Annotated in this window: 18 protein-coding genes and 1 pseudogene; 13 read left to right on the plus strand and 6 right to left on the minus strand. The window is 37.6% G+C overall.

The features are described from left to right. Window positions 1-71 precede the first annotated feature (71 nt). Complete coding sequence (locus ANA_RS27495; RefSeq protein ID WP_015079684.1) at window positions 72-2,267, plus strand: formylglycine-generating enzyme family protein; 2,196 nt, start codon at window positions 72-74, stop codon at window positions 2,265-2,267. A gap of 87 nt (window positions 2,268-2,354) precedes the next feature. Here the strand turns inward: ANA_RS27495 and ANA_RS26495 are convergent, their stop codons facing one another. Next, a complete protein-coding gene (locus tag ANA_RS26495) occupies window positions 2,355-2,519 on the minus strand; it encodes a hypothetical protein (protein WP_158310514.1) in 165 nt (54 codons plus the stop codon). Window positions 2,520-3,256: 737 nt separating this feature from the next. On the opposite strand from ANA_RS26495, the gene ANA_RS08640 reads away from it, so the two are divergent. The 6 genes from ANA_RS08640 to ANA_RS08665 all read left to right on the plus strand — a co-directional run bounded on the left by ANA_RS08640 (window position 3,257) and on the right by ANA_RS08665 (window position 9,082). Next, the gene (locus ANA_RS08640; RefSeq protein WP_015079685.1) at window positions 3,257-3,871 is read left to right on the plus strand and encodes a 2OG-Fe(II) oxygenase; all 615 of its coding nucleotides are present in this window, start codon (window positions 3,257-3,259) and stop codon (window positions 3,869-3,871) included. 214 nt (window positions 3,872-4,085) lie between these two features. Continuing rightward, the gene (gene pstS / locus ANA_RS08645; RefSeq protein ID WP_015079686.1) at window positions 4,086-5,249 is read left to right on the plus strand and encodes a phosphate ABC transporter substrate-binding protein PstS; all 1,164 of its coding nucleotides are present in this window, start codon (window positions 4,086-4,088) and stop codon (window positions 5,247-5,249) included. A gap of 161 nt (window positions 5,250-5,410) precedes the next feature. Further along, a complete protein-coding gene (pstC, locus tag ANA_RS08650; RefSeq protein ID WP_015079687.1) occupies window positions 5,411-6,361 on the plus strand; it encodes a phosphate ABC transporter permease subunit PstC in 951 nt (316 codons plus the stop codon). Between the two features lie 14 nt (window positions 6,362-6,375). After that, window positions 6,376-7,257 (plus strand): phosphate ABC transporter permease PstA, encoded by an 882-nt coding sequence (gene pstA / locus ANA_RS08655; protein WP_015079688.1) that lies wholly within the window; start codon window positions 6,376-6,378, stop codon window positions 7,255-7,257. A 165-nt stretch (window positions 7,258-7,422) separates the two neighbouring features. Beyond that, window positions 7,423-8,229 (plus strand): phosphate ABC transporter ATP-binding protein PstB, encoded by an 807-nt coding sequence (gene pstB / locus ANA_RS08660; RefSeq protein WP_015079689.1) that lies wholly within the window; start codon window positions 7,423-7,425, stop codon window positions 8,227-8,229. 109 nt (window positions 8,230-8,338) lie between these two features. Beyond that, a complete protein-coding gene (locus tag ANA_RS08665) occupies window positions 8,339-9,082 on the plus strand; it encodes an SIMPL domain-containing protein (RefSeq protein WP_015079690.1) in 744 nt (247 codons plus the stop codon). Window positions 9,083-9,089: 7 nt separating this feature from the next. On the opposite strand, the gene ANA_RS28160 is transcribed toward ANA_RS08665, so the two are convergent. Together ANA_RS28160 and ANA_RS08670 are read right to left on the minus strand one after the other, a co-directional pair. After that, window positions 9,090-9,212 carry a hypothetical protein gene (locus ANA_RS28160; protein ID WP_256370272.1) on the minus strand — a complete coding sequence of 41 codons (123 nt, stop codon included), beginning with the start codon at window positions 9,210-9,212 and terminating at the stop codon, window positions 9,090-9,092. A 15-nt stretch (window positions 9,213-9,227) separates the two neighbouring features. Then, complete coding sequence (locus ANA_RS08670; RefSeq protein WP_015079692.1) at window positions 9,228-9,590, minus strand: single-stranded DNA-binding protein; 363 nt, start codon at window positions 9,588-9,590, stop codon at window positions 9,228-9,230. Between the two features lie 365 nt (window positions 9,591-9,955). On the opposite strand from ANA_RS08670, the gene ANA_RS08675 reads away from it, so the two are divergent. The 4 genes from ANA_RS08675 (at window position 9,956) to ANA_RS08690 (ending at window position 15,736) form a co-directional block, all read left to right on the plus strand. Continuing rightward, entirely contained in the window at window positions 9,956-10,963 is a 1,008-nt protein-coding gene (locus ANA_RS08675; protein WP_041457858.1) for a rod shape-determining protein, read from the plus strand. Window positions 10,964-11,774: 811 nt separating this feature from the next. Beyond that, window positions 11,775-12,563 (plus strand): rod shape-determining protein MreC, encoded by a 789-nt coding sequence (gene mreC, locus ANA_RS08680; protein ID WP_015079694.1) that lies wholly within the window; start codon window positions 11,775-11,777, stop codon window positions 12,561-12,563. Between the two features lie 851 nt (window positions 12,564-13,414). Beyond that, window positions 13,415-13,936, plus strand: coding sequence for a LabA-like NYN domain-containing protein (locus tag ANA_RS08685; protein WP_015079695.1), 522 nt, complete (start codon window positions 13,415-13,417; stop codon window positions 13,934-13,936). Between the two features lie 207 nt (window positions 13,937-14,143). After that, complete coding sequence (locus tag ANA_RS08690) at window positions 14,144-15,736, plus strand: 2-isopropylmalate synthase (protein ID WP_015079696.1); 1,593 nt, start codon at window positions 14,144-14,146, stop codon at window positions 15,734-15,736. Between the two features lie 82 nt (window positions 15,737-15,818). Here ANA_RS08690 and ANA_RS08695 read toward each other — a convergent pair whose 3' ends face one another. Next, entirely contained in the window at window positions 15,819-17,312 is a 1,494-nt protein-coding gene (locus ANA_RS08695; protein ID WP_015079697.1) for an Eco57I restriction-modification methylase domain-containing protein, read from the minus strand. 6 nt (window positions 17,313-17,318) lie between these two features. After that, window positions 17,319-18,254: an AccI family restriction endonuclease gene (locus ANA_RS08700; protein WP_015079698.1), complete on the minus strand. Its 936-nt coding sequence runs from the start codon at window positions 18,252-18,254 to the stop codon at window positions 17,319-17,321. 143 nt (window positions 18,255-18,397) lie between these two features. On the opposite strand from ANA_RS08700, the pseudogene ANA_RS24370 reads away from it, so the two are divergent. Together ANA_RS24370 and ANA_RS08705 are read left to right on the plus strand one after the other, a co-directional pair. Further along, window positions 18,398-18,661 (plus strand): annotated as a pseudogene (locus ANA_RS24370) (GNAT family N-acetyltransferase); the annotation flags it as partial. Window positions 18,662-18,678: 17 nt separating this feature from the next. After that, on the plus strand, window positions 18,679-19,185 hold the full coding sequence (locus ANA_RS08705; protein WP_015079701.1) for a hypothetical protein: 507 nt from the start codon (window positions 18,679-18,681) through the stop codon (window positions 19,183-19,185). Between the two features lie 120 nt (window positions 19,186-19,305). On the opposite strand, the gene glmU is transcribed toward ANA_RS08705, so the two are convergent. Next, entirely contained in the window at window positions 19,306-20,661 is a 1,356-nt protein-coding gene (gene glmU, locus ANA_RS08710) for a bifunctional UDP-N-acetylglucosamine diphosphorylase/glucosamine-1-phosphate N-acetyltransferase GlmU (RefSeq protein ID WP_015079702.1), read from the minus strand. Window positions 20,662-20,702 lie beyond the last annotated feature (41 nt).

A 20,702-nucleotide genomic window follows, 5' to 3' on the forward strand; every position in this document is an offset into this window, starting at 1 on the left:
ACGCGAACAACCCAACCTACAGATGATTTGATTGAGAAAATATTAAAGTATTTAGATAGTTCCGAGGATTCATGATGAACAGGTTGATTAAACTTCTACAACACCTAGAACTGGACATGAGTGCAGAGGAAATTGCTGATGCTATTTGGTTAGCAAACCAGATCAAATTACCATTAGCAATTACATCTGTTGATGAAGTTACTCAACCAAATCAAATTTCTCAAACTGAGATTTCTAAATTACCTCAACGAGAAAGTTATCAAAATTTAGATGCTTCGGATGATTCTACAGTAGAAAACATTCAAGAAACTACAGCTAAAGCTTATACAAGAAATGCTGTGGATTCTATTTCTCAATCTAATTATACTGAAAAATCAACCTCTGAAAAATCAAAACCTGCATCATCAGGAGTACCTTTTAAATCTCCTGCTGTTGCTGCTTTACCTAATGCTTTAGAAATTGGTAGGTCACTCCGTCCATTGATGCGGAAAGTTCCATCTCGGATAAAATTTGTTTTAGATGAAGAAAATACAGCCCAACAAATAGCGGAAAATGATGTTTGGATACCAGTTTTAAAACCTGCGCGAGAACGTTGGTTAGATTTGGTGATAGTTGTTGAAGAAAATCGCGCGACTGTGGTTTGGGAAGAAACTATCAATGAGTTTCGCAAATTAATGGAAAGACATGGAGCTTTTAGAAATGTTTATACTTGGAATTTATGCACAAATGATGGTAAACCGCAATTTTTTCACCAGCAGAGAAAAGCCACAAAAAAACAACGTTCCCGCAGTCCCAAAGAATTATTAGAACCTAATGGCAGACGTTTAATATTATTAATTAGTGATTGTATTTCCTCTTTATGGTGGGAAGGAGAAATACACAAATTATTAGAATTGTGGTCTAAACAAGTTCCGGTGACAATTCTGCAATTATTACCAGAACAATTATGGGAACGCACTGTTTTAGATTTGGGTATTTCCGTTTCTTTAAGTGCGATTGAACCAGGTTTACTCAATTCTCAATTGACTATTCATGATTTCCCTTTCTGGTTAGAAGAAAAACCCAATCAAGCGTTAAAGTTACCTATTGTGATTTTAGAACCTGAATCTTTAGAATATTGGGCAAAAGTGATTGCAGGTACAGGTAATATTGACACAGTGGGTATTTTATTTATGCCTAACTGGCAAGATTTAAAACCAACAGATAAATTATCCAGTTCACAAACAACAAAAGATCCAGAATCATTAGTTAATAAATTTTATCATAGTGCTTCACCTTTAGCGAGAAGATTAGCAAATTTGATGTCTTCTGCACCTGTAAGTATACCTGTAATTCATCTGATTCAAGAAAAAATGTTGCCACCACCAAGAAAGCCAATTATTTTGGCGGAAATTTTTATGAGTGGTTTGTTAGAACCTAAGTTAATTAGTAAAGAAAATCAGCCAGAAAAGTGGCAATATGAATTTGTTGAGGGAGTGCGAGAAGTTTTATGGCGTTCTGTAAGATTAACAGAAATTGAAGCCATGTTCAAAGCTGTTTCTGAATATATATGTCAGAAAGCTGGTATATCAATTAGAAGTTTTCCTGCATTGCTATTTCCTAATTCTGATTTGGATGAAAAGACAAAAGCAGAAATTTTCCCCTTTGCTGAGATTAATCAACAAGTATTGCGTCAGTTAGGGGGAGATTATGCTAGGTTAGCAGAACAGTTAAACCCAGTAGGGGTAATTCACGAATTACCTCTACCAGAAATCAAAACCTTTGAATTTGAATCTGCTATCATCACAGAAAATGAGACATCTATTAATCTAGAACCTTTTAACTTTGAAGTTGCTACTATTGAGCTTAAAAAATTAGGATGGCCGAAACAAAAAACAGAATTGAGTATTAAGAGAAAACAAAAACAAGCCCAGCAGTTTATAGAAGACTTAGGTAATGGTATTCAACTAGAAATGGTAGCAATTCCCGGTGGTAGTTTTATGATGGGTTCACCAAAAAATGAGCCAGGACGCAGGGAAACAGAAGTAGGAAGTTTTAAAATAGCCAATGAATTTGGATTATATGATATGCACGGAAATGTCTGGGAATGGTGTCAAAACGATTGGCATGAAAGTTATTATGAAAAGAATGACAAGATGCTGCGCGGCGGTTCTTGGAGCAGCACTCCTGGAAATTGCCGTTCGGCTTTTCGTGGACATGATCATGCGGGCTTCGACTACAACTCCTACGGTTTTCGTGTTGTGTGTGGTACTGCGTGGACTCTGTAGCCCTTTATACTCTTGCTCTTTTGCCCTTTTCCGTTCTTTCCTTTACTCTTGCAATTGTCTGAATCAGGATGTCCAGGATTTAAGGATTTACAGGATGGGTTGGTCGTTTTGTTTATAGGTTTTCTGATCATGATTTTTATTGATTGTTTTATTAAGGTATTCCCTAGAAATATCATTGTCTGAATCAGGATGTCCAGGATTTAAAGATGTACAGGATGGTTTGGTGGTTTTGTTGATGGGTTTTTTGATCATGATTTTTATTGATTGTTTTATTAAGGTATTCCCTGGAAATATCATTGTCTGAATCAGGATGTCCAGGATTTAAGGATGTACAGGATGGTTTGATGGTTTTGTTGATGGGTTTTTTGATCATGATTTTTATTGATTGTTTTATTAAGGTATTCCCTAGAAATGTCAAACATCCTGTTAATCCTCTAATCCTGGGCATCCTGATTCAGACAAAAATTAAACTCAATATCCATTAATTTAAGACTATGAAAGACTATAGAAATGTCAAATATCCTGTTAATCCTCTAATCCTGGATATCCTGATTCAGACAAAAATTAAACTCAATATCCATTAATTTAAGACTATGAAAGACTATAGAAATGTCAAACATCCTGTTAATCCTCTAATCCTGGATATCCTGATTCAGACAAAAATTAAACTCAATATCCATTAATTTAAGACTATGAAAGACTATAGAAATGTCAAATATCCTGTTAATCCTCTAATCCTGGGCATCCTGATTCAGACAAAAATTAAACTCAATATCCATTAATTTAAGACTATGAAATACTATAGAAATGTCAAACATCCTGTTAATCCTCTAATCCTGGATATCCTGATTCAGACAAAAATTAAACTCAATATCCATTAATTTAAGACTATGAAAGACTATAGAAATGTCAAACATCCTGTTAATCCTCTAATCCTGGATATCCTGATTCAGACAAAAATTAAACTCAATATCCATTAATTTAAGACCGTGAAATACTATCAACAACATCCTAACGCCTTTCCTGTTCAATATCTCCAGGACTTGTGGGGAGAAATCCAAGCTTGTCCCTATTTTGCTATCAATAACCTTAACCGAGATTTTATCAATACTAAAGGCTTTTCTGTGGTATTTCAGCGTCAAGGTTTAGCAGAAGTTATTCAAAAATTCCCCTATTTTAAGCCTTATTTAGATTTGGCACTTTTGCCTAATTGTAATGCTTTTTATCTGAATCCTTTACTACTCAAAGCAGGTTCTCGCGTTGACCCCCATATTGACCGGTCTTTGCGTTCCTATTGTAAAACCGTTGAACCTCCTGCATTTGTGAGCGTTCTTTATGTACGTGTACCAGAAGATATGGAGGGAGGAGAATTGGTGCTGAAGTTGCAAAAACGCCAAGTGGGACAAATTAAACCGCAAACCAATTCTTTAATTTACTTTCAGGGTGATTTAACTCATTCTGTCAATGCAGTGACAACTCCTGGAAATCGGTTAAGTCTTGTGTGTGAACAGTATAGTTTAAGTGAAGATGAACTTGAAGAAATACCAGAGTTTACATTAGAATCAAGAGCTAATCAAGGGAATGGAAAAAAACAAAAAAAGTAGGCTGATGTCAAAGGATGATATGATCAACTTGTAAAATACGCAAATACTATAAATATAGCTTTCCCCATTTCTTTACCGATAAGAGAACTTCACAAAAAAGATTATCCAGTCTTATGGGGTATTTTTGATTTGTAAGTCTCTGAAACAATTTTTTAGAAGTATGTTAGAGGTGTTTAGCTAAAAATTAACATTACTACCATTACCTCTAAGTGCAATGAAGCATAATCGCCTGATAGCTTTAATATCGGTATTCACACTAGCAATTAGTTTATCTGCCTGTGGAGAAACTAACTCAACGAATCCCACTCCTAACAAATCTTCCAGTCAAACTACAACTGCTTCCAGCAAACTAGATTTAGGAGGTAATATTGAATTAACAGGTGCCGGTGCTACTTTTCCGTCACCCCTTTACCAAACCTGGTTTGCGGAGTTAAACAAAAAATATCCCAATTTAAAAGTTAACTATCAGCCAGTTGGTAGTGGTGCTGGTGTTGAGCAGTTTACCAAAGGGACAGTAGACTTTGGTGCTAGTGATGTAGCCATGAAAGATGAAGAAATTCAGAATATCCCCGCAGATAAAGGAGTGATCTTACTACCTGTAACTGCTGGTAGTATTGTTCTCGCTTATAACTTACCAGATATTGCTGATAGCTCCGGTGGCGTAGCTATACTCAAACTACCACGAGCAGTTTATATTGATATTTTACTAGGTAAAATCAAATCTTGGGATGATCCGGCGATCGCTCAAGCTAATCCTGATGTAAAATTACCAAAAGACGAGATAAAAGTTATTTATCGGGCTGATGGTAGCGGGACTACAGGCGTTTTTACCAAACACCTTAGCGCCATTAGTCCAGAATGGAAAACTAAAGTAGGTGACGGTAAAAGTGTAAAATGGCCTGTAGGAATTGGTGCTAAAGGCAATGAAGGTATTACCGCCCAAATTCAACAAACTCCAGGTGCTATTGGTTATGTAGAATATGGCTATGCCAAACAAAGTAATCTCAAATTTGCGAGTTTAGAAAATAAAGCTAAAAAGTTTGTTTTGGCTTCTGAAGAATCAGCATCTAAAACGTTAGCATCAGTAACTTTACCAGAAAATCTTCGCGCTTTTATTTCTGATCCTGAAGGGGAAGGTTCTTACCCAATCGTCACTTATACTTGGATTCTCGCTTATAAAAAATATGCTGATGCTGGTAAAGCCAAGGCAATAGAAGCAACTATTGAGTACGCTTTAACTGATGGACAAAAGTTAGCTACTCAATTAGGGTATGTTCCTTTACCAGCAAATGTGATTGCTAAAGTGGCTGCTGCTGCTGATCAAATTAGTCCTGATTATAAAATCTCTCTTGGCGCTGATCCTAAAACTACAAAGTAATGACAAGCTAGTACCGCAGGGCGGAATTAAAAATTAACAATTAAAAATTAAAAAGCAGATGGTATAAGCTTTTCAGGGATTTTTAATGGTTGCTTAACTTACGCCGTATTGTACTAGTTTTGAGAAAGTTAGCTTTTTCCCACATCTTAGAGTCAGCATTCATGGCCATAAATTTTCCAGAAACCCAATTAGTCACGAAAAATCGCTCGGAAATAGACAGAAATCTAGATCGGAGCTTTATTTGGTTAACTCGAATTTTTGCCCTAGCAATTGCTGGAATTTTATTATGGATTACCTTGCAAGTTGCTATTGCGGCCAGTCCAGCGATCCAAAAATTCGGGATTAATTTCTTAATCACCAGCAATTGGAACCCTGTTAATAATGAATATGGGGTATTACCTGCGATTTATGGGACTCTCATGAGTTCTTTAATCGGACTAGTTTTAGCAGTTCCAATTGGTGTGGGGACAGCGATTTTATTGAGTGAGGATTTTTTGCCCTCCCAGGTAAAATTGGTACTGGTATTTTTAGTAGAATTACTAGCTGCCATTCCCAGTGTTGTCTACGGAGTCTGGGGAATTTTTGTTTTAATCCCGATTTTAACTGATTTGGGCAAATGGCTGCATCATTATTGGGGCTGGCTACCTATTTTTAGTACCTCACCTACAGGGCCAGGAATGTTACCTGCGGGAGTGATCTTAGCAATTATGACTTTGCCAATTATCACCGCTATTTCTCGTGATGCTTTGATTTCTGTACCTTCGGGTTTACGTCAAGCTGCCTTGGCAATCGGTGCAACCCGTTGGGAAACAATTTTTCAAGTTATTATCCCCGCTGCTTTTTCTGGCATTGTCAGTGCGGTGATGTTGGCACTTGGTAGAGCCATGGGTGAAACAATGGCTGTGACAATGTTAATTGGTAATGCCAATAATATTAACATCTCTTTCTTAGCACCATCTAATACAATTTCTTCCCTACTAGCAAATCAATTTGCTGAAGCTAATGGGTTACAAGTTGCTGCTTTAATGTATGCAGCTTTAATCCTATTTCTATTGACGATGATAGTCAATATTCTGGCAGAGTTTATTGTGGCGCGAGTCCAGAGACTATAGTGATAGGTTAAATTATGACTTCTTCTTTTGAGCAAAGAAGCCTGACTCGTTCTCCTTCCTCTCCTCGGACATTGTTGAATACAGCAATGACTGGATTAGCTTTTATCTGTGGAGCATTGGCACTAGTCCCCTTGTTGGCAGTGCTTTATTATGTAGTAATTAGAGGGTTTAGTAGTTTAAATCTCAATATTTTTACGCAGTTACCACCGCCGCCTTTTGGCAAAAATGGCGGTTTTGGTAATGCCATTGTTGGCACAATTCTCATGGTCGGGATTGCCGCTGTCATTAGTGTTCCCTTTGGTGTATTGGCCGCAATTTATTTAAATGAGTTTAGTTCCCAAAAGATTGCTAGATGGATACGTTTTGCTACTAACGTCCTCAGTGGTGTTCCTTCTATTATTGCTGGGGTATTTGCTTATGGAATTGTGGTTTTGACCTTAGTAAAGCTGAATTTAGGCTCTTACTCAGCCCTGGGGGGTGGATTTGCCTTAGCAATTTTGATGTTACCTATTATTGTAAAAACTACAGACGAAGCTTTGCAATTAGTATCTCAAGATTTGCGGCAAGCGTCTGTTGGATTAGGTGCAAGTAATTTGCAAACTGTGATCCTGGTGGTATTGCCGGCTGCATTACCAACAATTGTCACTGGTTCTACTTTGGCGATCGCTCGGGCTGCTGGAGAAACAGCACCATTAATATTTACGGCTCTTTTTTCTGCTTTTTGGCCGGATAGCATTCTCAAACCTACTGCTTCTCTCGCGGTTTTAGTCTACAACTTTGCTACTTCTCCCTTCCCAACTTGGCAATCTCTAGCTTGGGCTGCGTCTTTAATCCTCGTAATGATGGTTTTAATTACTAGTATTATTACTCGCTGGGTGACTAAACAAAAGGTTTAGTTAACAAAACTGAAACTCATCCCGAAAAACTTATTCTTTAACTTACCTTTGGGGGTTAAAGTCCCCTGCTTCTACAAGCAGCGGGTTTTGCGTCGGGGTAAAATCCCCGTTGCAAAACGTAATTCTAAATTCTAAATTCTAAATTCTGCATTCATTTAAGTATTTATGGCTACTACAATTAGCACGATTAATGGGGCTGAATCGGTTTTACGCACAGAAGACCTCAATATCTACTACGGCAATTTTTTGGCTGTACAGAATGTTTGGCTAGATATTCCTAAAAATCGGGTGACGGCTTTTATTGGACCATCTGGCTGCGGTAAAAGTACATTATTGCGATGTTATAACCGTCTAAATGATTTAATCGCATCATTTAGAGCCGAAGGTAAAGTTTATTTCTATGATAAAAATCTCTATGCACCCAATATTGATCCCGTAGAGGTGCGGAGACGTATTGGTATGGTGTTTCAAAGACCCAACCCATTTCCCAAGTCAATTTATGAAAATATTGCTTTTGGGGCCAGAATTAATGGCTACAGGGGTGATATGAATGAATTAGTAGAACGGAGTTTGCGACAAGCGGCTTTGTGGGATGAAGTCAAGGATAAATTGCGCCAAAATGGTTTATCTTTATCCGGTGGACAACAACAACGTTTATGTATTGCCCGAGCGATCGCAGTACAACCAGAAGTTATCCTCATGGATGAACCATGTTCTGCTCTTGATCCTATTTCTACCTCGCGGGTTGAAGAACTAATTCATGAACTTAAAGAGCAATATACCATCGTCATAGTCACTCACAATATGCAGCAAGCATCACGAGTATCTGATAAAACGGCGTTTTTTAATGTCAGAGCCTCAGAATCAGGTGGACGGGCTGGGTATTTAGTAGAGTACGATTCGACAGAGCTAATTTTCAGCAACCCTCAACAGGAAGATACCAAAGCTTACATTAGCGGTAAATTTGGTTAATGCTGAGATGATAAAACAAGTGGTAAAAATGTTTTGGTGGTTGTTGATAATTAGTTGATAATTAACAGTTAACCAAGAATTGATCCGTTTTTGGAGGAGTGCCAGCAGAATGTCTAACACTATTTTATCCAATTCTCGTTTTCCTACCAGGAATTTTGGGAAGATCTTATCCTTGAGTATATTGATATGCGCGACTTTTATATTACCTGCATCGGCGCAAGAAAAGGCAAAATTATGGCGAACTTTAACCGTGAGTGGACGGGGAGTAGAAACAATTTCTACAACTTTATCTCAAGTGAGTTTAGGTGTGGAAATTCAAGGAAAAACCGCTGAAGATGTCCAAAAAGAAGCGGCTCGTAAATCATCCGCTGTGGTGACATTGCTGAAAAAACGTAATGTGGAAAAATTGACAACTACAGGAATTCGCCTGAATCCAGTGTATAGCTACAGCAATAATGTCCAACGAATCACTGGTTATGCTGCCAGTAATACAGTCAGTTTCCGCATTCCTACAGATCAAGCCGGAACATTGTTAGATGAAGCTGTGAAGGCTGGAGCGACACAAATTAACGGTGTGAGTTTTATTGCTAGTGATGAAGCAATTGCGATCGCCCAAAAACAAGCTCTGAAAAAAGCTACCCAGGATGCCCAACAGCAAGCAGAAGCCGTTTTAAGTAGCCTGGGATTACAACAAAAAGAAATTGTCAGTATTCAAGTCAATGGTGCAACTCCACCACCACCTCCCATGCTTTACCGGGCTGAGGCTAAATTAGCTAATGCAGATGCTTCTACTCCCATAATTGCCGGTGAACAGGAAGTACAAGCATCAGTAACATTGCAAATTAGTTATTAGTCAGTGGTCAGTGGTCAGTGGTCAATGGCAAGGAAAAAACAACTAACAACTGTACGGGCGAAGCATTTGGAGAACTATTTTTGGCAATGACCGATAATTTATCTTCCAAATGCTTCGCCCCTACTAACAACTGACAACTCACTAATTAGAAATTATCTGGAGACATATCTGCTCCCCCACCTTCACCATCACGCTTAGAACCTAGTAATTCTAGTTGCTCGACATTGATCACTGGACTAGAACGGCTAACTCCGCTTTGGCGATCGCTCCAGGAATCAAACCGCAAAGAACCTTTAACGCCTATTTGTTTGCCTTTCCGAACATAATTACCCGCAACTTCCGCAGTTTTTCCCCATAATTCTAAGTTAAACCAGTCTGTATGTTCTCCCTCACGGGTACGACGACTGACTGCTAGAGTCAATCTACATTTAACTTTACCCGAATCAAAAAACTTCATGTCAGGATCGATGCCTACACGGCCAATAAGAGTGACAACATTAATGCTCATGGCTTTTATTTCTTAGTAACTTTGTATTGTACTATTCCGGATTCTATAATAACTAATTGTGAAAGTATTGAAAATATGTTAGAATCCCAACAGTTAACTCACACAAAAATTCAAAAAATACTTGACATTAAAAAAAATATACGGTTATACTGACTGACCATGAAAAAATAGAACATAAGATTCGTGAAACTAAAATCAAGATTGACAAAAGCTAGATAAAAAAATAGTCTAGGTTACTGGAGTCAGGCAAGCAAACATCATGGAATCTATCATTATTAACTTTTATCTTTGTAGTTATTAAGTATCGCAAATAAGGGGCAAAGAGAAGCGTGGATCTTTTCAGAAATTTTCGTCCATCATGGGATATGGGTATCGACCTTGGTACAGCCAATACCCTAGTTTATGTGTCTGGTAAAGGAATTGTCCTGCAAGAACCTTCTGTAGTTGCCATTGATCAAAATCTCAAGGTGGCACTGGCAGTGGGAGAAGAAGCCAAAAAAATGCTCGGACGGACACCAGGCAATGTAATTGCCCTCCGTCCCCTGCGTGACGGTGTGATTGCTGACTTTGACACGGCTGAATTGATGCTAAAAAGCTTTATTCAGCGGGTAAATGAGGGAAGATCGCTGATGCGTCCCCGCATTATCATTGGCATTCCTAGTGGTGTCACAGGAGTAGAAAGACGGGCTGTCATGGATGCAGCCAATCAAGCCGGAGCGAGGGAAGTATATTTAATTGATGAACCAGTTGCAGCGGCAATCGGTGCGGGACTGCCAGTTGCAGAACCTACGGGTAACATGATAATTGATATAGGTGGTGGCACAACAGAAGTAGCGGTATTAAGTCTTCAGGGTACAGTAATTAGCGAGTCAGTCCGCATTGCTGGAGATGAACTAACTGAAGCGATTACTCAGTATATGAAGAAAATTCATAATCTGGTAATTGGTGAACGGACTGCTGAGGATATTAAGATTAAGATTGGTTCTGCCTATCCGACCGCAGATGATAATGATAGTGTCATGGAAGTCCGGGGCTTGCATTTACTTTCTGGATTACCCAGAACTGTAAGCATCAAAGGCCCAGAAATTCGGGAAAGTATGGTAGAGCCTCTAGCGGTAATTATCGAAGCAGTGAGACGGACACTAGAACGGACACCTCCAGAACTGGCAGCAGACATTATTGATCGCGGGATCATGTTGGCAGGAGGTGGTGCATTACTCAAAGGTCTGGATACATTAATTAGTCATGAGACAGGTCTTGTGACTCACATTGCGGCAGACCCTTTAAGCTGTGTAGTGTTGGGAACAGGTCGTGTATTAGAAAACTTCAAACAATTGGAGAGAGTATTTAGCGGGCATTCCCGTAATATGTAGTAGGAATATATGGGTTCTGTATTTATTCATAAGACCTCGCGGTAAGTGGGAAACGAGCGTGGCTTGGCTCCCAACAGAGGGAAGCGACACGAGGGATTTTAATCCCTGTGGTATGCTAGAATGAAATCGTGAGTAAGAACAATAAACATCTACGTGTTGAAACATCCTAGTACGGAGAAATCCCGGCTCATAAGAAACAACGGTTAGGTTCAAGTCCTAGCGGCAGTATGACAAGAAAGAGCAAGTAATGGCAGGTTGTGGAGCGTACCGCATCTTGGCTTAGTGATGGACTCACAAAAACACTGAAAACAATAAAAGTAAGCGCAATTTCGACACCTTGATTGGTGGTTGTATTGAGCGTCTAGGCGGCGTTTGACGGTCGCAGCGAGATTAGATTAGGCTAAACCTTTAATCTAATTCTGTCAGTAGAATCTCAGTGGCTGTCTTCCCTGAGAGTGTCAAAATTATAGAATCCATTAGACAGCTTCGGTAAATATTGTAGAGACGTTCCATGGAACGTCTCTACAAGGGTTTTAGGTCACGCATATTTAATTTCCGGAGATGTCTATTGTTTTCAACAGAAGTATAGGGAAGTTGAGGGATAATGATCACGGAAAGTCTTACTAAGGAGTATAGATTAAATAAAGTACAAAATTAGGGTGTGTAAAGCTCTGCGAGCATGGCTACGCTAAAGCAAAGCGTAACGCACCATTTCCGGTTAAATCAGAATTGCAGGTGATTAAATTTGCGTTCCTAAGCAATATTTTTGCAACTCCTGAATAATTTATAAAAAATATATACAGGTATGTTTATGTTTACTTTAAAGCGCTGGTGGGAATATAAGGGATTACAAATAGGGTTATTGGCCTTAGTTGTAGGTAGTGCTTGGACAATCAGAGAAACAAAAGGGGCATTATTACGCGAAATCTATCAAGGAATCACCATTCCATTACAGATGGTGCAGTCAGGGACGATTCCTGAGCAAAGTATTAAAGATGCAAGATTTTTAGAATTACAGACTCGCATCGTCGATCTAGAAAGCCAAAATGAAAAATTAAAAAGTTTACTGAGTTACGTAGAAAAAGAAACCTTGCCACAGAAGCCAATTATAGCAAGGGTAATTGGACGGAGTGCAGATCATTGGTGGCAACAGGTAATTTTGAATCGGGGGACTGCATCAGGCATTCAAGAAGGTTCTATTGTTAAAGCCGATGGGGGATTAGTGGGTTTAGTAGAAAGTGTGACGACTAATACTAGCAGTGTATTGTTGGTTAGTGATTTAAAAAGTCAAGTGGGTGTAACTGTCAGCCGCACATCAGCTAAAGGAGTTTTGCAAGGTGATGCTTCCGCTGAAGGGGTGTTAGAGTTTTATGAAAAAGTGCCTAATGTTAAAGTAGGCGATTTAGTTTCCACATCTACTTATAGTCAGAAGTTTCCCGCTGGTTTAGCCATAGGTAAAATTAAGTCCTTGGATTTAAAGAAACTCCCGGCATCAATCGCTAAAGTTGAGTTATTTCCGCCAATTCGGTATTTAGATTGGGTAACTGTTTATCCTCAACCAGAGAAACAATATTTAGAAACTCCGAATCTGACGAAATGATGGACAAGGTTAATTAGTGTAAATGACTCAAATCTACCACTCGCACCAGGCTGCTTTTCTAATTTGCCAACAGAATCTGATTTTTTGGTTAAGCTAGATATAGGTTCTGGGGCGATATTGTTGTACTGACTAGTTTAAGTACAATACTTATATTGATTCAGAACCCTGTTCGACTGCTAAAAACTGCAAATTTAAGACTTAAATGACCATCTTATCCCTTTTTCACCCATCCTTTAATTTTTATCCAACTCATATCAGTATATTCATTGTATAAAAACTCTGTACAGATACATTCCCATATTTACGCAACTGAACCCACCCCTGTGATCGCAGATCAGGTTAGTTGTCATAAAAATTTATATTCGGAGTCATCAAATTATTCAAACTACTTTCATAGAGTATTCTTCAAATTTTAGGTGTCCATCTAGGATATCCTAGATGCGTATCCTCAATAGTCTTCTCTCCTGAAGCATTGATAATCCTCTGAAATCATCCCTACAGTCGATGAAAAAATCTATTGATGAAGATCAGCCCATTCCTTCTCCAGAATCCTATCCCGTACCTCTTTAGGAGTAAAATTGAATATCATCTAGTTTACAATCCTGTTACTAGGTCAATTTTATTGGTAGATTTTGATCAGACAACATATTTACAAGTCCCGGAGGTGAAACAAGTTAAATAATTCGGATCTCAACTGGGATATTTTGTCCAAATTTTGGCTTTAAAAGAGGTAAGATAATGGCTATACATAATTATGTACCTTAAAGATATTAGCGAAATTACCACTTGATAATTGCTATAATCTATTCTTCCCTCTAACATTCTTATCTATTATTTAGGTGTAAATTTTTATGGGTTCTCCAATGAATCGTCTGTCTATTTTTGTAGACGGAAACAATATGTTCTATGCTCAACAAAAAAATGGTTGGTTTTTTGACCCCCGACGGGTTTTAGAATATTTCAAATACGAACAGTCAGAAACTACATTAATCAATGCTTTCTGGTACACTGGATTAAAAGACCCACAAGACCAACGGGGTTTCCGAGATGCACTCATCAGTTTAGGATATACAGTTCGCACGAAAATCCTCAAAGAGTATTATGATGATGCTTCCGGTCGTTACTCCCAAAAAGCGAATTTAGATATTGAAATTGTCGTTGATATGTTTAATACGGTAGATCAATATGACCGAGTTGTATTATTCAGCGGAGATGGTGATTTTGAAAGAGCTATCGAACTATTACGCTCAAAAAATACGCATATTACAGTAGTATCAACTGAAGGAATGATCGCCAGAGAACTACGTAATGCTACTGATAGATATATAGACTTGAACGATATAAGAGAGAGAATAGAAAAAACTGACGGTTAACTTAGCTTAGTATTTATTTACACATCTCAAAGTTAAAAACTCTCATTTCACAGTTTCAGCTATTTTATCAAAAAAGAATTGAGGAATTAGAAGTCAGTGATGAAAATAAATTCTATAGGACTGACAAATCAAGTCACATTTGATTAATTCTAATTCCCTTATGTTCTTTTATTGGGTCCACTCTCAAAATTAAAAGAGGTTAAGCTAATGAGCAAACAAGCCGATAGAATTATCATCTTTGACACCACATTGCGTGATGGAGAACAGTGTCCAGGAGCAACTCTCAATATAGACGAAAAGCTAATTATTGCCAAACAACTAGCACGTTTAGGAGTAGATATTATTGAGGCTGGTTTTGCTTTTGCTAGTCCTGGAGATTTTGAAGCAGTTAGCAAAATTGCCCAAACTGTGGGAACGGAAAATGGTCCGGTAATTTGTAGTTTGGCCAGAGCCAGACATGATGATATTAAAGCCGCAGCGGAGGCTATCAAACCTGCTGCTAAAGGCAGAATTCATACTTTTATTGCTACTTCTGATATCCACCTGCAATATAAGTTAAAAAAGACCAGACCGGAAGTAGTTGCCATTGCGGAAGAAATGGTAGCCTATGCCAAAACCTTCACCGATGATGTCGAATTTTCTCCTGAAGATGCCGGACGATCTGATCCAGAATTTTTGTATGAAGTTTTGGAAAGAGCGATCGCTGCTGGAGCAACAACTGTTAATATTCCTGATACCGTAGGATATACCACACCCAGCGAATTTGGGGGCATCATTAAAGGCATTACCGAAAATGTCCCCAACATTGACAAAGCCATTATTTCCGTTCACGGCCATAATGATTTAGGTTTAGCAGTTGCTAACTTTTTGGAAGCTGTGAAAAACGGCGCTCGGCAATTAGAATGTACCATTAATGGCATTGGGGAAAGAGCCGGAAATGCAGCTTTAGAAGAATTAGTCATGGCTTTGCACGTCCGCAGACAATATTTTAATCCCTTCTTGGGACGCGCTGAAAATTCGGAAGCATCACTCACGAATATTGACACCAAACAAATCTATAAAACCTCCCGTTTGGTTTCCAATTTAACGGGAATGTTGGTGCAACCAAATAAAGCCATTGTCGGTGCAAATGCCTTTGCTCATGAATCTGGAATTCACCAAGATGGAGTATTGAAAAACAAACTCACTTATGAGATCATGGATGCCCAATTGATTGGTTTATCGGACAATCAAATAGTATTGGGTAAACATTCTGGCAGAAATGCTTTTCGTACCCGCTTGAAAGAATTGGGCTTTGAACTATCAGAAAATGACCTAAATAAAGCCTTTGTTAGATTTAAAGAAGTAGCGGACAAAAAGAAAGAAATCTCTGATTGGGACTTGGAAGCTATTGTTAACGACGAAATCCAACAAGCGCCAGATTTATTTAAGGTAGAGTTGGTACAGGTTTCCTGTGGTAGTAACGCTCAACCTACTGCTACTGTAACTCTTCGCACTCCCGACGGAGAAGAATTAACTGATGCAGCCATTGGTACAGGTCCAGTAGATGCGGTGTACAAAGCCATCAATCGGGTGGTGAATGTACCGAATGAATTGATTGAGTTTTCTGTGCAATCTGTCACCGGGGGAATTGATGCTTTAGGAGAAGTGACAATTCGCTTGCGCCATGAATCCCGTGTATTTTCAGGTCATGCAGCCAATACAGACATTATTGTGGCATCGGCTCAGGCTTACGTAAATGCACTGAATAGACTGGTTTCAGCTTTACAGCAGGAAGTGAAGGAAGAAGTCACAGCATAGAAAATGTAAATAGTTTTTGATTTTTTCAAACCACATTAATGTGGTTTGATTTTTTTATGCGTATGAAGTTAGATTTCAATTATTAAAATAGTTCAAGTTGCTGACTTTTAATTTTATATTTTTGTCGGGTTAAATTATATTTATCTACAATATGTTCTGGAATGGGAACTTTATCAAGATTACGAGGCTCAACTTTAATTGCTCCAGAACCATAGCTTTTGCCTACAAGTCTGAGATTTTGAATTGTCTCAGGATCATTTAAAGCCTCACAAAGATTAGCGATATATAGTTCATCATCATAAATAGGATAAATACACAAAAAACTTGTTAATGGAACAACACCAGCCTCATTTTTAATGAACCTAGAATTGCGTCTACCAAGATAAGCAAATAATATGGGTGGCACTTCTCTATGTTCCATCTTATACCACAATTTACGTTGTTTAATCAGGGGACGGTCAGGCAGACCTAATTTTTCACCTTCTTGAAGATAGTTAGCAACTGATTCAGGGATATTATCATTACTATTTATTGAAAGTAAAATTGTGGGACGATTATTTTCTTCTAATTTTTTGATATCTTCAATAGTTAATTTATCTCCTGTTACATCTTTTGTCCGTCCAATTGCGAGTTTAAGAAATTCTTTAGGAATTGCCAGTTCTTGTACCTGCTGTGTTGTTAAAAAAAAGAAATCATTCGCTCCTGTGGCAATACCACGGATCACTTTTGCAAAATCATTAAGATGATATTTAAAATCACAATTATTTTGTTCAGGTCTTGATAAACCTGTGGCTAATGCTTCTTTTAAATCTCGATTATTAATTTCCAGAGTTATATGATTTGTATCTTTAAAATCCGATTTAACAAAATTAAAAAGTTCCTCATTGGCTTCATTTGCCTTGATCCATTTAATTATCTGGACAGGTTCAGATTTCTTGATAAAAAAAATAATTGCATTGGTATCAACCTTTGGGAAAGGTGTCGCATTTTCATGAAATGTAGCAACGCATTCAAGACAATAATTTTTAGTAATCCATTGCCACAGTTTTTGAGCAAAAATCCCTTCACAAGTATCAGCAGGCATTATAAAAGCTAATCTTCCGTTTTTATCAAGTAAATTTAACGCCTGCACAAAAAAGTAAATATGATAACCTGCTCTACCATCAATTGTAAAACCTGTAATTTTTATAAAAAGCTCTTTTAGAAATTGTTTCATCTTTTCATCAATTCGGTGATGTCTGATGTAAGGTGGATTAGCTATAATTGCGTTAAACTTTTTCTGTGGAGGGTTTTTGATAAAATCACGTAATTCTACAAAGCAACTATTTTTTTGATAAATTTCATCTTCTAAAATATATTCATCTATATCAATCCCATAATAATTAATAGAGGGATTTATTTGTAATAAAGCATTTAAAAAAGCTCCTTTTCCAGTAGCAGGATCAAACACCAAATTTGTGTCTTTTGCTATATACGAAACCATTGCTTTTGTCACCCATTCTGGTGTCCAGAATTGACCTTTATCACGTAATTTTTCTCTTTCTTGCCAGTTATTAGGTAGTTTTTGGTGAATCATAATTTATTAAAGGTTATTGAGAATTTTTAAAGCATCTTCGTTAATCTGAAGTGAGCCTCCTACAAATTTTACATAAGGCAAAATATGTCCATTTTTATCTTCGATATAATTAGGTACTAAAGTGGGTCGCTCTGTTGAAATTCCTAGAGGATAAGCATAATGATAATAAAATTTATAAATGGCTTTTTTAGTTGTTGCTCCACCTGGAGCTTGAAAGGTCTGAATTGTTGGCTCAATTAAACCTTCTTTTACAAGGTGTTCAGCTTGATCAAGAGATAACCCGTAAGCTTTATCAAAAAAAACGTGCCAAATGTGGATAGGAATTTTATTTTCTATTTGCCATTTATGTAATGGAATCCGGTCTTCTTCTTTAATAATTACTGTTGGTAAAACAGCACTTTTGGACAATCCCATTTTACCTCCCAGTCTTTTCTGAGGTTTCATCTGTTTATTATAATCAGGCATTTTTTCCGCAACCCAAAGTGAATTTTCACATTCAACTGCTATAATTGATTTTTCAATCAGAGATTGCAGTTCATTTTCAACTATGAAAGGTAATTCTTCACTACCACCAATATCTTTTAAGAAATTATCAACATAGGATTTTTCTTCTATTTTAAAAATCAATAAATCAGGACGTTTTATTTTCCCAAGTCCAGCAGCTTCCAATCTTTCAAAGTAAAGTTCAAATGCCCTTACGTCATCTGTAGGGGCTGTTCCGCTTGGTCCATAAGGAATTGCATAAAACTGATTAGTCTCATTAATAGCATCAGTTAAGCGTTTTTCACTCCAAACACCTTGAGACCAACGCATCAAAAAATCACTGCCTCTTAAACGTCTTGGATTTAACCAAAAGTCAGCCCAACTAATTTCGTTTATATATTTTAATTCAAGTTCAATGTTTTCTTTCGATACTGATAAAATTTTTTCAAAAGGGTGCATTAATTATACCTTTAAGTCAAAAATTATGTTTACTGGATTTTACACTAAATCTTTGTTCATAAAAATTTAATCCAGTAGGAATATGATTATTACCATACTTTACTTGGTTGTGTAAATAACTTTCGTAAAATTTAGATAATTTTTTAGTATATATCCAGTACATTACCTCTGCACCTTGGAATCGTAAAGAAATACAACGTCCACCACGATACAAAGGTGTAGGTACTGCATTATTGAGATATGCACGACTCAGAAGTGTAGAATTAGGTTATGGTGGAAGAATTGGACTGCATTCACTTCCAACTGCGGAACGATTTTATGAAAACCAAAATATGCTCAATCTTGGTATTGATGAAGAATACGAGAATCTTACCTACTTTGAATATGGTATGTTACGACTACAATAATGATGAGCGAAATTATTATGAATAATAACCAAAATGTAGCTGAAGCTGTTGATTTACTTTTTAACCCAACATCCCTTCAAGAAGCAATTCAAATTGAAGATGAAACCGACTGCGACGTGATAGCAGGATTAGATTGGGGTTTAGCAATTCCCGCTTTATTACAAAACCCTGGAATGTTTGGAAGAATGACACAGTTGCGCGTATCACTCAACCGAGAACTGCGGTTACTCCTAAAAGAATGGAATTTGGGTATAGGAGAAAAAACAGCAGTAGAAGTAGCACAAAAACGATTAATTCAAAGACTACAATTACCCAAACCTGCGGCTTTATCAGCACTGCAAGATATTTTAAAACAAGATGAATTATATAATGTTGAAGAATTTATATCTAATCGGGATTTGTTAAAGTCACTTTTAACTATTTTATTATTAGCTAGTGATTGGGAAGAAATAGCTCTAGCTGCTGCAAACTCAGTACGAGAACAGGTAATTTATAAAATAGGAATTAATCAAATTTCTGCATAAAAATGAATTTCTTCCTTTGCGTCTTTGCTCCTTTGCGCCTTTGCGCGAAACAAAAACTGTGATTTATTTACCTAAAAATAGCTATAAAAAGGTGCGTTAAGAAACGCACCCAGAAAAACATTAACTGTCAGTTTTCATCTTCCAACCTGGTTTCACAACCTGACGACTTCTTGCAATTACCAAAGAATCATCAGGGACATCCTCCGTTACCGTTGAACCTGCGGCTATGTAGACATCATTTCCCACAGTAATAGGTGCAACTAAAACACTATTAGAACCGGTTTTGGTGCGATCGCCTATAATTGTTCTATGCTTCTTCACACCGTCATAATTAGCAGTAATTGTTCCCGCACCTACATTGACCTGAGATCCGGCTGTCGTATCACCCAAATAGGAGAGATGTGATACATTAGTGCGATCGCCTAATTGGGTATTTTTCAACTCCACAAAATTACCAATTCGACAATTAGCACCCACCTTAGCATGACCACGTAAATGGGCATAGGGTCCAATACGAGTTTGAGATTGAACAATACTATCTGTAACTACAGAATAGAGAACAGTGACATTTTCACCTAATTCACTATTTTCAATTAAACTCCCCGGACCAATGCGACTACCAGCTTGAATTATCGTTTTTCCGCGCAAATGAGTTTGCGGTTCAATAATCACATCTGGTTGTAATTCCACCGTTTCATCAATCGTAATACTGGTAGGATCTATTAGCGTTACACCTGCTAACAACCATTTTTCCTTAATCCGTCTTTGCAAAATATCGTTAGCTGTTGCTAATTGCAATCTATCATTAATTCCCAAAATTTCTTGGTAATCTTCCACATCTACAGCCATTACCTTACCAACCTGAGTTACAGCGTCAGTTAAGTAATATTCTTTTTGGGCATTATTTGCTTCTAATTGAGGTAAAAACTTTGCTAAATCTGGCCAACGGAAACAGTAAATACCAGCATTCACGCGGTCATTTTCTCTTTGGGTAGGAGTGCAATCTTTGTCCTCAACTATTTTTTGGACAATACATTCACTGTTACGAAAAACCCGTCCGTAACCTTGAGGATTTGACAATTGTGCGGTGAGAATAGTACAAGAATTTTGATTTTCTTGGTGAGTTTGTAAGAGGTTTTTTAGGGTTTCCGTCCGCAATAAAGGAACATCACCATTTAAAATCAATAAATCCCCAGTGTAACCTTCTAAATGGGGAAGCAATTGTTGGATAGCATGACCTGTGCCTAATTGTACAGTCTGTTCCACAAACTCCACACCATGAATTGCATTCATAGCCGTTTTTACTTCTTGGGACTGATAGCCAACAATTACTAATCTGCGTGAAGGTAAAAGGGGTTCAGCACTTTCAATAACGCGTTCGACTAAAGATTTACCACCTAAAGAATGTAAAACTTTAGGTAAATTTGATTTCATTCTTGTGCCTTTTCCTGCCGCGAGAATTGCTACAACAACCATAGTTATATATCAGTAAATTTGCGATAAATGCTGTTTTGATT

Origin of the sequence: Anabaena sp. 90 (genome assembly GCF_000312705.1) — a bacterium.
GTDB classification, from domain to species: domain Bacteria; phylum Cyanobacteriota; class Cyanobacteriia; order Cyanobacteriales; family Nostocaceae; genus Dolichospermum; species Dolichospermum lemmermannii.